The organism is Streptomyces sp. NPDC088810 (assembly GCF_044750305.1).
Classification (GTDB): Bacteria; Actinomycetota; Actinomycetes; order Streptomycetales; family Streptomycetaceae; genus Streptomyces.
In genome coordinates this window covers 314,827-328,050 of record NZ_JBIVJQ010000007.1, presented here as the reverse complement: position 1 = coordinate 328,050, position 13,224 = coordinate 314,827, and the positions used below count along the sequence as shown (strand labels likewise).

Here is a 13,224-nt window from a genome sequence, read left to right as displayed (position 1 = left end):
TCCAAAGACGCCGCTGAAGGGGCCCGGAAGGGGGCTCCGAGGGGGCTCCGAGGGGGCTCCTGGGGCGTCGTGGCCGGGGCCTGGAGGCCCTCACTCGTTGGAGAACTCCTCCACCACCGTGGCCCCCAGCTCCCGCACGATCAGCTCGTGGCCGGAGAGTGCCGACTCGTCCAGATCCGGGTCGTCGTCCTCGGGGATGTCGTCCTCGGGGGCGACGGGCGGCGGCTCGGGCGCGGCGGCCGGCCGGGGTGCGGGGGCGGACGGAGCACCGCTGTGGGCGGTGGGGGCCTGAGACGACGGCTGGGCGGACGCGGGGCGGGGGGCGGCCTGGGAGCCGTAGCCACCGCCGGGAGCACTGCCGTGGCCGCCGCCCTGAGTACCGGTGTGGGCGGGGGCGGGCGCGCCGCCGTAGCCACCGCCTCCGCCGTAGCCGGGTGCGCCGCCCGGGGGCGGGGCGGAGCCGCCGCCGGACGGGTCGACGACCGCCTCGATCTTCCACTGCACGTTGAACTGCTCGGCCAGCGCCTGCCGCAGCACGTCCTCGCTGCCGCTGCCGGAGAAGTTGTCGCGGGCGCCGGCGTTGACGAAACCGAGCTGGAGGGTGGTGCCGTCGAAGCCGGTCACCTGGGCGTTCTGGCTGAGCAGGATCCAGGTGAAGCGGCGGCGGTTCTTGACGGCCTCCAGGATGTTCGGCCAGAGCGCGCGGGGGTCGAGACCGCCGGTGGGGGCGGGGGCCGGGGGCTGGGCGGCGGGGGCCGTGGGGGCGGGCTGCGGCGGCTGGGCCGGGGCCGGGGCCGCACGGCCGGGACCCTGGACGGAACCCTGCTGGCCGCCCGCCGGAGCGGCCGTGGGCCAGCCACCGGGGCGCCGGCCACTGCCGACGGCGGCGGCGGTGGGCCACGCGCCGGGTGCCGGGGCGGGGGGCTGCGCGGCGGGGCTGGGCGGTGGGGTGGGTGCTGGGGCGGGGGTCGTAGGCGCGGGAGCGGCGGAGGCGGCGGGCGCGGGCCGGGCCGCAGGGGTCGGCTCGGCCGGGGCACCCGGACCGGCGGGGCCACTGGGCCCCTCCTGGCCGCCGGGCCCGGCCGGAGCACCCGTGCCCCGGACGGCGGCACGTGCCGCCGCAGGACCCCCGACGGACGGCACGGACGCCCCACCGGCACCCGCACCCGCCGGGACGGCGCCGCCGTGGGCCTCCGGGCCGGGGACGTACCCCATGGCCGGCGCGCCGGCACCGGCGGAGAAGCTGATGCCGCGCTCCAGGCGGTCGAGGCGGGCCATCAGGGACCGCTGGTCGCCGTAGGCGGCGGGGAGCAGGACGCGGGCGCAGATCAGTTCGAGCTGGAGCCGCGGGGAGGTGGCGCCCCGCATCTCGGTCAGGCCCTCGTTGACCAGGTCGGCGGCGCGGCTCAGCTCGGCGGCGCCGAAGGTCTCGGCCTGGGCCTGCATCCGCTCCAGGACGTCGGCCGGGGCGTCGATGAGCCCCTTGTCCACGGCATCGGGAACCGCGGCCAGGATCACCAGGTCCCGCAGCCGCTCCAGCAGGTCGGCGACGAACCGCCGCGGGTCGTTGCCGCCCTCGATGACGCGGTCGACGACCTCGAAGGCGGCGGCCCCGTCACCGGTGGCGAAGGCCTCGACGACGGAGTCGAGGAGAGATCCGTCGGTGTACCCGAGGAGGGAGGTGGCCATGGCATACGTCACACCCTCCGCTCCGGCACCGGCGAGGAGCTGGTCCATGACCGACATGGAGTCACGCACGGAGCCGGCGCCGGCGCGCACGACGAGCGGCAGCACGCCGTCCTCGACCGGGATGTCCTCCTTCTGGCACACCTCGGCCAGGTAGTCCCTGAGCGTGCCGGGCGGCACGAGCCGGAACGGATAGTGGTGGGTGCGCGACCGGATGGTCCCGATGACCTTTTCGGGCTCGGTGGTCGCGAAGATGAACTTCAGGTGCTCGGGCGGCTCCTCGACCACCTTGAGCAGCGCGTTGAAGCCGGCCGACGTGACCATGTGGGCCTCGTCGATGATGTAGATCTTGTAGCGGCTGCCCGCGGGACCGAAGAAGGCCTTCTCGCGCAGCTCACGGGCGTCGTCCACACCACCGTGAGAGGCCGCGTCGATCTCGATGACGTCGATCGAACCCGGCCCGTTCCTGGCCAGGTCCTGGCAGGACTGGCACTCGCCGCAGGGGGTCGGGGTGGGACCTTGCTCACAGTTCAGGCAGCGGGCCAGGATGCGCGCGCTGGTCGTCTTGCCACAGCCACGCGGACCGCTGAACAGGTACGCGTGATTGACCCGGTTGTTCCGCAGCGCCTGCTGCAGCGGGTCGGTGACATGCTCCTGCCCGATGACCTCGGCAAAGGTCTCCGGGCGATAGCGGCGGTACAGCGCGAGAGACGACACGCATACGAGGTTAATGGCGCCCGCTGACAACGGGCTCCGCCCGCAGCCCACAGGCCCCGGCCCACGCCGCCCGGCCCCGGGAACGCAAGCGCCCCCCACGCACCCGCCAGAGCCGACCTACCCTTGCTGCCTTCCGGCCCTGGGGGAGTTCAGTCAGATAGCGCCGCGTGAGGGGCTGCGCCCACAGTACCCGATCCGGGCCCATGGGCTGTAACGGATGCGGGCCTGCGGGAACGGGTTCGCGAGCACTCCCCTCGGTCATGTAATGTTTCCGGCGGAGGATTCGCCTAGAGGCCTAGGGCGCACGCTTGGAAAGCGTGTTGGGGGCAACCCCTCACGAGTTCGAATCTCGTATCCTCCGCCAGTGCCTCACCGGGCACGATGTCGAAGGGCCCCACCGTTCGCGGTGGGGCCCTTCGACGTTGTCCGCCGCATGCGGATCGATCCCCCGGGCTCGCAGGTCGTGATCGCGTCGGTCACGACCTCCGGACGCCGAGGATCAGGAGGACCGTCGCGACTGTGTGGCGAACGTCGCGCAGCAGCCGCTCCCGGACGTGGTGGTCGGTATGGGGCTGAGCCAGCCGGCGCCGGCACCGGTTCGCGGGCCAAGAAACAAGCCCTGGCATTCCCTGATCGAGCAAAGAGGGTATGGAAAAGGCAATATTCTCGTGCCGGTACCGACGGTCAATCGGCAGTCTCAAGTCTCCCTCAGATTGATCGAATTTCCTTGACGATCACCCTGGCGGTCCGTGATTGTTCTGCTCATGCCGCTCCCGGGGGGAGCGCAACGGAGGGAACCATGAACGCCATTTCGCGCGTATGCACGGCCGCCGCACTGACCGCTTTTCTGGGGATGGGGACCGGAGGAATCGGCACCGCTTTCGCCGAGGACGCCCCGACGCAGGTGAATACCGACCAGACGCAGGTCAATGCCGACCAGGACGGCAAGGCGATCCCGCAGGCACCGGACGACGCCGAGGTCGACGAGCCGAAGGCCCCGCAGGGCTGCCCGCCCGACCCGGCCTTCTCCTTCTCCCATGTGAAGGGGACGTTCGTCAAAGACAAGAGCAAGACCGTCTACGGACAGTCCGGCATCACGCTCAAGGTCGAGGTCGCCAAGGGCCACACCTGGACCGGCACGATTAGTTATGCGGCCAAGCTCAGCGAGTCCATTCTCGTCGCTTCCGCGGAAGAGACCATCAGCGGATCGATTTCCTACGCGAAAACCACCACCGTCACCCTCGGCGGTACGTGGAAGGTGCCGGCGAGCCAGCGCGACGGATGGCTTGCCCTCGGTTCGAAGGGATATTCCTTCGACTGGGAGCGGGGTTCCTACAACGGCGGCTGCAAGTGGATCGTTTCGAATCACGGGAGCGCCAAGCTCCCGGCGCTCTCGCCCTACATCGCCCACTCGTGAGTTGAGGACGCTCTGATGAAGCCTTCCCTGCTGGCCGTCGGTCTGTCGGCCCTGGTGCTCGTGTCGGCCTGTTCCGGCGGCGACCACCCCCGGGCGACCGCCACCCACGGGGCGACGACGGGGACCGGCGCGACCCCCGCGCCGGGACGGACCCCGACGAGCCCGGACCGCCTTCCCGATCCGGTGCAGTCGCCGCTCCCTGTCGGGTCGAAGACGCTGTACACGGGATCGGGTCACGGTGCGGGCGGTGTGACGCTTCCCGCGTCGGCGGGGAGGGCCTCATCCATCACGGTGAAGTGGACGTGCGCCGGTCCCGCGAAGTTCAGCATCGTCGCCACCGGAAAACCTCTCGCCGGATCGCAGTGCGGTGACGGGAGCGGCGTGTTCACCGCCGAGATCCCGCGCTCCCTTCTGCACCACCTGGCGTGGAAGTTCTCGGCGGCCGATTCCGTGCTCTGGCGGATCGCCGTCGTCCAGCCGCCCGGCGACTAGGAGCGAGCGTCAGCGGTGAGGGCGACGGCTCCCTGGGCGATGGCGCAGAGGGTCATGCTGCCGGCGGGGTCGATCACGTACAGGTCGCAGCGGCAGACCACCCGGGTGCGGCCGGGACGTACGACCTGGGCGTGGGCGCGGAGCAGCTCGCCTCGGGCGGGCCGCAGGTAGTCGATGGTGTAGCCGGCGGTGAGCAGGCGGGGGCCGGCGACCGTGCCGGCGGCGAAGGTGAGGGCGTTGTCGGCGGCGTAACTCAGGACACCGCCGTGGAGGAATCCGTTCTGCTGGCACAGCTCCTCGCGGACGTCCAGCTCCAGGGTGGCGGCGCCGTCGCCGAACGCCGTCAGCCGGGCGCCGAGGTAGACGCTGAAGGGCTGGGCGGACAGCGCCTTCCGGGCCAGGTCGAGATCCAGGGTGCGGGCGTTCACATCCACCTCACTTCAGTAGTGAACTGAGCATCGTCTCGCGTGGCTCGCCCTGTCAAGATCGGACCATGCCACCCGAACCCGACCAGCGCCTGTTCTTCCTCCTGCAACGCGCCGCGCACACCCTGCGCCTGACCGCGGACCGCCGCTGCCTGGCCGTCGCCGGGGTCACGACCGCCCAGCTGGGCGCCCTGTTCGCCGTACGCGACCAGCGGGGCCTGACCCAGCAGGAACTCGCCCGCACCCTCGGCCTGCGCCAGTCCGCGGTGACGCCGCTGGTCGCCCGGCTCACCGCAGCCGGGCTGGTGGCCAGGCACGCCCATCCGCACGACCACCGTGCGGTCGTACTGGAATTGACGGACGCGGGTGCGGCCGCCGTCCGCGCCGCTGGTCCGGAGATCGACCGGTTCAACGCGGAGATGCGCGCCCTCCTCGGTGACGACGGCTTCGCCGACACCGCCTCCGCGCTGCACAAGCTCGCGCACTGGCGCCCCCGGCCGCAGCAGTGACCGGAGCTCCGGCAGGTCCGGGATGCGACTTGGGAGACGCAAGCGCACGGTGGTGAAAGGGGCATCTTGCGCTGGAGGTGAGGGCCATGAGGCGGTCGTTCACTACTGTGGCTGCTGCGGCCGTGCTGCTGCTTTCCGTCGCCTCGGTGGACGGCGTGGCGACCGCTGCCGAGCAGGCGAAGGCCCCGGGATCCGTTCCCGCGGGCTGTGCGTACCGTGACGCGTATCCGCCGGACGGCGGGACCAACATCGGCGGTGTGCCCACGCGGTACAAGCACACGTACACCCCGTACGCCGGTGCCCGCTTCGACGCCTGCGCCAACACGCTGAAGGTGTACTACGGCGGCTACTCCAGCCCCCGCTACGCCTACTACGAGATCAGCTACACGTATCCGTCCGGGCGCAGCTGGTACAGCTGGCGGATGGCCATGGGAGAACGCCAGGTCGCGACGGTGAGCGGGCCCGCGCACGGCGACTGGAACTTCAAGGTCAGGGCGTGTGCCCACTCGATCGACGAGGGGCCCAGCTGCACCGGGTGGTCGCCGCAGCTCTTCCTGCACGCCGTCTGAGTCAGCGCGTCACCCGCACCGGCGCCGACACCGTCACCTGGTCCAGGTCGGACACCCGGACCGTGGCCTTCACCGTCCAGGTACCGGGCAGGGGCACGGTGAAGGAGGGGGCGGACCAGTAGCCGCCGCGGTCGGTGACCTTGGTGTCCAGGGGGCCGACGCGCTGGGCCGGGAGCGTGAGGGTGAGGCGGAGATCGGGGACCGTGGAGAGGCCGCCGTCGGGGCCGTAGATCACCGCCTGCACGGAGTTGGTGCCGACGCGGCCGGGATCCAGGGTGATCTGGACCTTGCCCTGGCCGCCGGCGGCCCCGGTGTCGAAGGGGATCGTGGTGACGGAGGCCGTCGGGATGCCCGTCGCCGGGACGGCGGCGGCCTGGACCGGCTCCGTCGCCGCGCGGCCGGGCACGGTGCTGGTCAGGAGGGTGGTCAGGGCCAGGACCAGCAGGCCGGCCGTCGCCTCCAGCAGGACCGAGCGGCGCAGCAGCGGCAGGGCGGGGTTCGCGGGCGGTGCCGGGGGAAGCTCGGGCAGCGGAGGGCCGGTCGCCGGTTCGGGGACGCGGGCGGGCGTGGCCGCGGCGGCCCCGACCAGGCGGGCGGTCCACGTGCGGGAGCAGGCCGCCGCCAGGAGCAGGGCGGTGACCGCGGCCAGCTTGGCCAGGAGGGTACGGCCGTACGTCGTGTCCGTGAGCGCCTGCCAGGAGCCCAGGCCCCGCCAGGACTGGTAGACGCCGGTCACCACCAGGACCGTCACCGAGGCGAACGCCAGGCGGGAGAAACGGGCCAGGACCGAGGCGGGCAGGCCGGCCGGCTCCGGGGTGCGCCGCAGGGTCCACAGGAGCGCGGCCAGACCGCCCAGCCAGGCCGCCATGGCCAGCAGGTGCAGGGTGGACGAGACGAGCGCCGCCGGGACCTGGATGCCCGCCGAGGCGTGGTCGGACGCCGACCAGGTCAGGGACAGGGCCGTGGCGAGGACCATGGCCGCGGCGAGGCCTGCCGGGCGTGGAAGCGTCACGCGGCGCCTGCGCAGGACCGTCATGACCGCCGCGGCCAGGAGCAGCAGCGCCAGGCGGAGCAGGAGCAGCCGGCCGGGGCGGGTCGTCGCCGTGTGGGTGAGGGCGGAGAGGGAGAAGCCGGTCGTCGGGGCGGCGGCCTCCTCGTAGGGCGCCCGCAGGAGGTACAGGGCGGCGCTGGAGACGAGGAGGGCGGCCGCGGCGGCCAGGACGGGGGCGCGCAGGTGGGCGGTGGCCGGCGGGCGGCAGTACGCCACGAACGCGGCCGTGCCCAGGAGCAGGGCCAGGGAGAGGTAGGCGAGGTAGCGCGCGATGGTGTGCAGGGCCGTGGTCGCCTGGTTCTCCCCGCGGTCCGTGGGCGGGGCCGCCGGTGCCGCCGTGCGTTTGCCGACCGAGAAGGTGAGGGCGCCGGACACCGGGTGGCTGTCGGCCGACACCACCCGCCAGGCGACCGTGTACGTGCCGCCGGCGAGCCGCGCGGGGAGGCTGACGCGGGCCGTGTCGGAGCGGCCCGGGGCGTGGTCGGCGGGGCCGGTGCGGATACGGCGGTTGCCGGGGTCGTAGATCCGGAAGGAGTCGGTCAGCAGGCCGACCGACTCGGTGAAGGTGAGGGTGACGTGGCGGGGGGCGGTGCGCAGGACCGATCCGTCGGCGGGGTCCGTGGAGCGCAGGACGGCGTGGGCCGAGGCGGGGGCCGCGGTGCCGAGGAGCAGGCCGAGCAGGAGGGCGGGGAGCAGGAGAACGGGACGGAGGGCGGGGAGCAGGCGTGCGCGGGGGGCGGGCCTCGGCCCGCGTGGCCCCCGCGGGCCCTGCCGTCGTCCCGGTCGCCGGTCTCCGTCGCGCAGCACCGTCGTCAGCCTCCGTCCCCACACGCACGCGTGCCTCCGTACCGGCACACGCGCAGCCGTGCCCACTGCCTCCCTACAGGTACGCGGAGAACCGCCGGTGTGCTCAGGGCGGTTCCGGCCGGCGAGCGGGGTCATGGGCGGCACAGGTCCGTGATCCGGGCGGCCTCGGCCGGGTAACGCGCCGTGAGGTCGGCCGCGTTGCCGTGTTCGTAGTCCGCGTAGGTGAATCCGGGCGCCATGGTGCAGCCGAAGAGGGTCCATGAACCGCCCGCGGCGACCCGCGCGCCCATCCAGGTGCGGGCCGGGACGGTCAGCTGGAGGTGCTGGCCGGCGCGGAGGTCCGGGCCGAGGACGGGGGTGCGGGTGGTGCCGTCGGGGGCGAGGAGCAGGAGCCGGAGCGGGTCGCCGAGGTAGAAGTGCCAGACCTCGGCGAAGGGCAGGCGGTGCAGGGCGGAGAAGTCGTCGGCGGTGAGCAGGGCGACGATGGCGGAGCCCTCGGGGCGGCCGTCGGGCCGCTCGGGCCCGGCCCAGGTACGCCGGAACAGGCCGCCCTCGCGGGGCAGGGGTTCCAGGCCGTAGTGCGCGATCAGCTCGTCGGGCGTCGTCACCCGGGGAAGGCTACCGCCCGGTCGAGGAACGCCAGTTGTGCGTGCTTCTCCGGGAGGTACACATCGGGCAGGTCGACCTCGGGCAGGACGACGGCGGGGCCGCGGCGGAAGCCCTGGCGTGCGAAGCGGGCGATCGCCTTGGTGTTGCGCACGTCGGGGTCGACCACGACCCGGTGGCGGTCCAGGACCAGCAGCGCGTACGTCGTGATGGCCGTCAGCAGGGCGGAGGTCCAGCCGGGGCGCGGGCCGTCGGGGCCGGCGGGGGCGAGCAGGAGGTGGACGCCGAGGTCGCCGGGGCGGACGTCGTAGCACTCGCCGACCCGGTCGGCGGACGGCTCGTACGTCTGGAGGAGGGCGGCCGGTTCGCCGTCCTTGGTGACGAGGTGGGCGTGGTGGGTGTCGAGGGTGGCCATGTGGGCGTAGATCTCGGCGACCTGGGTGCTGGTGAGGCCGTTCATGCCCCAGAACGCGGCGCGTTCGTCGCTCACCCAGGCGTGGATCAGCTCCGCGTCGCCCTCCGGGTCCAGGGGGCGGATGCGGACGGTGCCGTAGCCGTCGATGTGCTGGACGTGCAGGTCAGTCATCGGATTCCTCGGTGGGGTGGGTGGTGGTCGGTTCGGTCGAATCCGTCGGTTCGATCGGATCGGTCGGTTCGGTCGAATCCGTCGGTTCGATCGGATCGGTCGGATCGGTCGGATCGGGGGTGAGCAGGGTCCAGTCGGTGACCACCAGGGCCAGTTCTCCCTCCAGCCACAGGGGGAGTTGGTCGCGGTGGTGGGGGGCGCCGGGTACGCCGTCGGCGCCGAAGGGGACCACCCAGCGGCTGTTTTCGCGGTCGGCGAGGTCCCAGACGTAGCGGGCGGCCGGGCCGCGGGCGGCGCGGTCGGTGAGGCCGGGGACGGCGGAGGTGCAGAGCACGCAGTCGTGGTCGCCGGCGAGACCGGGCTCGTCCGCCGCGGTGTACGGCTCGGTCGGCAGCGCTCTCCAGGGGGCCAGGCGGTGGGTGGCGGACCAAGGAGCGGCGGGGGGTGCGGCGGCGACCTCCTCCAGGGCGGTACGGACGGCTGCCGCCCGGTCGATGCCGTACAAGTCCTCGGCGCGCAGCAGGTGTTCGAGTGCGTGGCCGATGCGCGGGACGAGGGCCAGCCAGGGCAACAGGACGTCCGGGTAGGCCGGGGGTGCGGTGAGCGGGGCGAAGACCGGGTGGGCGACGAGCCGGCGTACGACCGCGCCGCGCACCGCCGCGTACGCCGCCGCGTCGGTGCTGTCCGCGTCCATCCGGCGGTCCCAGGCGAGCAGGCGGTCGCGCAGGGCCGCGGCGGCGGGGGTCAGGCCGGTGAGGGCGGCGAGGTGGTCCAGGAGGGGGGCGGCGGAGCCGAGGTGGGTGTCGGTGTGGACCGCGGGCATGCCGTCGGCGGTCCAGGCGCGGTCCGCGTCGAGCAGGGCGCGGATGCGGGCGGCGCGGTGGGGCGGGGCGAACTCGACGCCGAGGGGGGTGGCGAGGCCGCGGGCGTTGGCCATCACCGCGATGCCGTCCTCGGTGGCCGGGTGGGCGTACGGCGTCTCGTGCGTGCCCTGCCATTCATGGCCGGGTTCCCAGGCGGGCACCGGATGGAGGCGGTTGGCCTGGGCGCGGACGGGGACGCGGCCGGCGACGCGGTGCAGGGTGCCTCCGGCGGTGTCGGCGGCCTGTACGACGTTGACGGGCTCGGCCCAGGCGTCCAGGGCGCGGTCGATGTCGGCGACGGTACGGGAGCGGAGGAGGGGGAGGAGGGCGCTGAAGCCGAGGTCCTCCGTGACGCGGGGTGGGTAGCGCAGGGCCAGCGCCTCGGCTCCGCCGTCGGCCGGGTCTGGGCCCCCGCCCGCACCACCCGTGCGGCTTTCGTCGCCTGCGTCCAGCCCCTCCGGGCCTCCCGCGATCACCGGGCCCCGGGGTGTTTCCACGACCTCGATCTCGACGGGGGGCCCGCCGGCGATGTGGACCGTTTCGGTGTGGCGGGCGGCTCGGTGCCAAATGCCGTCGGGGGAGAGGGACTCGATGCCCGCACCGGTGCGGCGGAGGCGCTCGCGGTAGAGGTCCTGGTAGTCGGCCATGGCGTTGGTGATGGCCCAGGCGGCCGTGCCGGTGTGGCCGAAGTGGGCGATGCCGGGGACGCCGGGCACGGCCAGGCCGATGACGTCGAACTCGGGGCAGGCCAGGCGGATCTGCTGGTAGACCCCGGGGTCCTCGATGAAGCGGTGGGGGTCGCCGGCGATGAGGGCGTGCCCGGTGGCGGTGCGGTCGCCGGTGACCAGCCAGCCGTTGCTGCCCGCCGTAGCGGGCCCGTCGGCGGCGAACAGGCCGACGGCGTCGGGGCCGAGGTGCCGTACCGCCTGCTCGCGCCAGAGCTTGGCGGGGAAGCCGGCGAACAGGATGTGCGTGCCGAGCCAGACGCCGAGGGGTGTCCAGGGCTGCCAGCGGCCGGCGGCCAGGCCGGTGCGGGCGAACTCGGGCGCGCGGCGGGCGCCGGCGGGCAGGCCCTCGTTGACCCCGTCGACGTACGCCCGCACCCAGTCGGCCGTCTCCGGGTCCCGGTGTTCCAGCGCGGCGAAGCAGCGGCGGGCGGTGTCCTCCAGCCGGGCCCGGCGGGCGAAGACGTCCCAGGAGAGGGCCTCGGGGCCGAGGAAGGACGCGGAGGTGCCCTGGGCGCGGTGCCGCTCGACCTCCAGCTGCCAGGCCCGGTCGTGGGCGGTGACCCGCCCCTGGGCACGGGCGAGTTCGCGGGCGCTGGACGCGCGCAGGTGGGGGATGCCCCAGGCGTCGCGGTACGTCTCGGTGGTCACCCGGGAAACCCCCTGTGCTTTAGGTTAGCCTTGCCTAAGTTTTGCTGTGGCGGAATCGTACGCGAACCGTGGAGGGGTCATGGGGCAGGGGCGGGGCTGGGAAGGCGCGGTGCTGAAACTGCTGCGCGCCAAGGACTTCGTACTGACGGTGCTCGACGCGCAGGACGTGACCCCGCACTACCGGCGGCTCCGGATGAGCGACGGCGGGCTGCTCGCCGCGACCGGGGTCCACCCGACCATGTGGGTACGGCTGTGGTTCTCCGCCGACGGCCGGCCGCACCAGCGCGCCTACACCCTGGTCGACCCCGACCCGGCCACCGGCACGTTCGGCCTGGAGTTCGCGCTGCACACGGGTACGGCCTCCGACTGGGCGCGGGCCGCGCGGCCCGGTGACACCATCGAGGCCACCGTCCAGGGCACCGGGTTCCAGCACCCCGACCCCGCGCCCTCGCACCTCGTCGCCATCGGCGACCCGGCCTCGCTGCCCGCGATCAACTCCCTGCTGGGCGCCGTCGGTTCGGCACCGGCGACCGTCTGGTTCGAGGGCGAGCCGGCGGGGCTGCCCTGCCGGCCCGAGTTCCGGGCGGTGCCGCGCCGGGACGCGGGCGCCCACCTGGTGGACCGGGTCCGCGCCGAGCTGCCCGCCGTCGTCGCCGACACCCCGCACCCGTACGTCTGGATCGCCTGCGACACGGCAACCACCCGCACCCTCGCGACCTACGTCCGCAAGGACCTGGGCATCCCGAAACAGCGGGTCCACGCGCTGGGGTACTGGCGGGCGGAGTGAAGGGGGCGGCGGGGCGAGGGTGCTGAGGGGACTGCACGGGCCGAGCGGACTGGGCGGCTAGGCGGACTGGGGGAATTTAGCGGCGCGCGGGCCAGACGGACTGGGCGGGCGCAGCCGACGGGTTGACCGGGCGCGCGGAGTGGGCGCGCGGGCTCGACGGGCGGAGCGGATTGAGCGGGTGCACGGACCATGCGGGCTGGACGGGCGGACTAGGCGAGCGGAGCAGGCGCGCGGGCGGAGTGAGCGGGGCGGCGGACTGGCCGGGCGGGCGCGCCGACCGGGCGGGGTGGGGGGGGCTGAGCGAACGGGACTGCGGGCTGAGCGCAGTGAGCGGATCGGGCATGCGGAGTGACCGGGCTGCAGGGAGAGCGGACTGAGCGGACCAGTCGGGCTGAGCTGACTGGGCGAACCGGGCGGGCGCGCGGAGCAGTGCGCGGGCTGGGCGCGCGGAGTGAACGGGGCCGCCGGCCGAGCGGACTGGGTGGGCGAGGTGGGCGGGGTGAGCGCAGTGAGCGGATCGGGCATGCGGAGTGACCGGGCTGCGGGGAGAGCGGACTGAGCGGGCCAGTCGGGCTGAGCTGACTGGGCGAACCGGGCGGGCGCGCGGAGCAGTGCGCGGGCTGGGTGAGCGGAGTGAACGGGGCCGCGGGCCGAGCGGACCGGGTGAGCGGGCGGAGTCGGCGGGGGCGCGTAATCATCGACGCATGGACGTGACCCTGCACCTCGCCCAGGACCCGGCGGCCGACGCGCTGCTCGGGCGGTCCCCGCTCGCCGCGCTGACCGGGATGCTGCTGGACCAGCAGATCCCCATGGAGTGGGCGTTCAAGGGGCCCCGGACCATCGCCGACCGGCTCGGCGCCGAGGATCTGGACGCGCACGAGATCGCGGCGATGGACCCGGAGGCCTTCGCCGCGCTGCTCTCCGAGAAGCCCGCGGTGCACCGCTACCCCGGCTCGATGGCGAAGCGGATCCAGCAGCTGTGCCAGTACCTCGTCGAGCACTACGACGGGGACGCGGAGGCCGTCTGGCGGGGTGTCGGCAGCGGAGGCGAGCTGCTGCGGCGGCTGGAGGACCTGCCGGGGTTCGGGAAGCAGAAGGCGCAGATCTTCCTGGCCCTGCTCGGCAAGCAGCTCGGCGTCGCCCCCGCGGGCTGGCGCGAGGCCGCGGGGGCCTACGGCGAGGCGAAGTCCTTCCGGTCCGTCGCCGACATCACCGGTCCCGAGTCGCTCGCAAAGGTACGCGCCCACAAGCAGGAGATGAAGGCGGCGGCGAAGGCGGCGAAGCCGGCGAAGAAGTAGCGGGCCTGCGCCGACGGATGCCGCGGCACGGGGCG

General features: G+C 73.9%; 13 protein-coding genes, 1 tRNA gene and 1 other RNA gene. 8 read left to right on the top strand and 7 right to left on the bottom strand.

The window, feature by feature from the left end; all coding sequences use genetic code 11:
- Positions 1 to 90 precede the first annotated feature (90 nt).
- Positions 91 to 2,403 carry a DNA polymerase III subunit gamma and tau gene (locus tag ACIP4Y_RS23890; RefSeq protein ID WP_401396843.1) on the bottom strand — a complete coding sequence of 771 codons (2,313 nt, stop codon included), beginning with the start codon at positions 2,401 to 2,403 and terminating at the stop codon, positions 91 to 93.
- An 81-nt stretch (positions 2,404 to 2,484) separates the two neighbouring features.
- Positions 2,485 to 2,583, bottom strand: an RNA gene (ffs, locus tag ACIP4Y_RS23885) — signal recognition particle sRNA small type.
- A 96-nt stretch (positions 2,584 to 2,679) separates the two neighbouring features.
- Here ffs and ACIP4Y_RS23880 point away from each other — a divergent pair.
- The 4 genes from ACIP4Y_RS23880 to ACIP4Y_RS23865 all read left to right on the top strand — a co-directional run bounded on the left by ACIP4Y_RS23880 (position 2,680) and on the right by ACIP4Y_RS23865 (position 4,312).
- Positions 2,680 to 2,767: transfer RNA gene (locus tag ACIP4Y_RS23880), tRNA-Ser, on the top strand.
- Positions 2,768 to 2,924: 157 nt separating this feature from the next.
- A complete protein-coding gene (locus ACIP4Y_RS23875) occupies positions 2,925 to 3,134 on the top strand; it encodes a hypothetical protein (protein WP_401396840.1) in 210 nt (69 codons plus the stop codon).
- Positions 3,135 to 3,202: 68 nt separating this feature from the next.
- Entirely contained in the window at positions 3,203 to 3,820 is a 618-nt protein-coding gene (locus ACIP4Y_RS23870; RefSeq protein WP_401396837.1) for a hypothetical protein, read from the top strand.
- Positions 3,821 to 3,835: 15 nt separating this feature from the next.
- Positions 3,836 to 4,312 (top strand): hypothetical protein, encoded by a 477-nt coding sequence (locus ACIP4Y_RS23865; RefSeq protein ID WP_401396834.1) that lies wholly within the window; start codon positions 3,836 to 3,838, stop codon positions 4,310 to 4,312.
- Here ACIP4Y_RS23865 and ACIP4Y_RS23860 read toward each other — a convergent pair.
- A complete protein-coding gene (locus tag ACIP4Y_RS23860; RefSeq protein WP_401396831.1) occupies positions 4,309 to 4,740 on the bottom strand; it encodes a PaaI family thioesterase in 432 nt (143 codons plus the stop codon). The two genes, ACIP4Y_RS23865 and ACIP4Y_RS23860, sit on opposite strands and share 4 nt — an antisense overlap.
- 65 nt (positions 4,741 to 4,805) lie before the next feature.
- Here ACIP4Y_RS23860 and ACIP4Y_RS23855 point away from each other — a divergent pair, with 65 nt between their 5' ends.
- Together ACIP4Y_RS23855 and ACIP4Y_RS23850 are read left to right on the top strand one after the other, a co-directional pair.
- Positions 4,806 to 5,246: a MarR family winged helix-turn-helix transcriptional regulator gene (locus tag ACIP4Y_RS23855; RefSeq protein WP_401396828.1), complete on the top strand. Its 441-nt coding sequence runs from the start codon at positions 4,806 to 4,808 to the stop codon at positions 5,244 to 5,246.
- Positions 5,247 to 5,332: 86 nt separating this feature from the next.
- Positions 5,333 to 5,815 (top strand): hypothetical protein, encoded by a 483-nt coding sequence (locus ACIP4Y_RS23850; protein ID WP_401396825.1) that lies wholly within the window; start codon positions 5,333 to 5,335, stop codon positions 5,813 to 5,815.
- A 1-nt stretch (position 5,816) separates the two neighbouring features.
- On the opposite strand, the gene ACIP4Y_RS23845 is transcribed toward ACIP4Y_RS23850, so the two are convergent.
- From ACIP4Y_RS23845 to ACIP4Y_RS23830, 4 genes are all read right to left on the bottom strand, one after another.
- Entirely contained in the window at positions 5,817 to 7,673 is a 1,857-nt protein-coding gene (locus ACIP4Y_RS23845) for a copper resistance CopC/CopD family protein (protein ID WP_401396822.1), read from the bottom strand.
- Between the two features lie 131 nt (positions 7,674 to 7,804).
- Complete coding sequence (locus tag ACIP4Y_RS23840) at positions 7,805 to 8,281, bottom strand: cupin domain-containing protein (RefSeq protein ID WP_401396819.1); 477 nt, start codon at positions 8,279 to 8,281, stop codon at positions 7,805 to 7,807.
- Complete coding sequence (locus tag ACIP4Y_RS23835) at positions 8,278 to 8,865, bottom strand: GNAT family N-acetyltransferase (RefSeq protein ID WP_401396816.1); 588 nt, start codon at positions 8,863 to 8,865, stop codon at positions 8,278 to 8,280. The genes ACIP4Y_RS23840 and ACIP4Y_RS23835 overlap by 4 nt, the downstream gene beginning before the upstream one ends.
- Positions 8,858 to 11,104: a penicillin acylase family protein gene (locus ACIP4Y_RS23830; protein WP_401396813.1), complete on the bottom strand. Its 2,247-nt coding sequence runs from the start codon at positions 11,102 to 11,104 to the stop codon at positions 8,858 to 8,860. Before ACIP4Y_RS23830 ends, ACIP4Y_RS23835 begins: the two co-directional genes overlap by 8 nt.
- Before the next feature lie 79 nt (positions 11,105 to 11,183).
- Between ACIP4Y_RS23830 and ACIP4Y_RS23825 the strand changes: the two genes are divergently transcribed.
- Positions 11,184 to 11,891: a siderophore-interacting protein gene (locus tag ACIP4Y_RS23825; protein WP_401396810.1), complete on the top strand. Its 708-nt coding sequence runs from the start codon at positions 11,184 to 11,186 to the stop codon at positions 11,889 to 11,891.
- A gap of 704 nt (positions 11,892 to 12,595) precedes the next feature.
- Entirely contained in the window at positions 12,596 to 13,189 is a 594-nt protein-coding gene (locus ACIP4Y_RS23820) for an HhH-GPD-type base excision DNA repair protein (protein WP_401396807.1), read from the top strand.
- The last annotated feature ends 35 nt before the right edge of the window (positions 13,190 to 13,224 follow it).

What these genes read in the sequence shown, in the direction of transcription:
- ACIP4Y_RS23870 (WP_401396837.1), top strand. Translation starts at nt 3,203, where the DNA reads ATGAACGCCATTTCGCGCGTATGCACGGCCGCCGCACTGACCGCTTTT.
- ACIP4Y_RS23865 (WP_401396834.1), top strand. Translation starts at nt 3,836, where the DNA reads ATGAAGCCTTCCCTGCTGGCCGTCGGTCTGTCGGCCCTGGTGCTCGTG.
- ACIP4Y_RS23855 (WP_401396828.1), top strand. Translation starts at nt 4,806, where the DNA reads ATGCCACCCGAACCCGACCAGCGCCTGTTCTTCCTCCTGCAACGCGCC.
- ACIP4Y_RS23850 (WP_401396825.1), top strand. Translation starts at nt 5,333, where the DNA reads ATGAGGCGGTCGTTCACTACTGTGGCTGCTGCGGCCGTGCTGCTGCTT.
- ACIP4Y_RS23835 (WP_401396816.1), bottom strand. Translation starts at nt 8,865, where the DNA reads ATGACTGACCTGCACGTCCAGCACATCGACGGCTACGGCACCGTCCGC.
- ACIP4Y_RS23825 (WP_401396810.1), top strand. Translation starts at nt 11,184, where the DNA reads ATGGGGCAGGGGCGGGGCTGGGAAGGCGCGGTGCTGAAACTGCTGCGC.
- ACIP4Y_RS23820 (WP_401396807.1), top strand. Translation starts at nt 12,596, where the DNA reads ATGGACGTGACCCTGCACCTCGCCCAGGACCCGGCGGCCGACGCGCTG.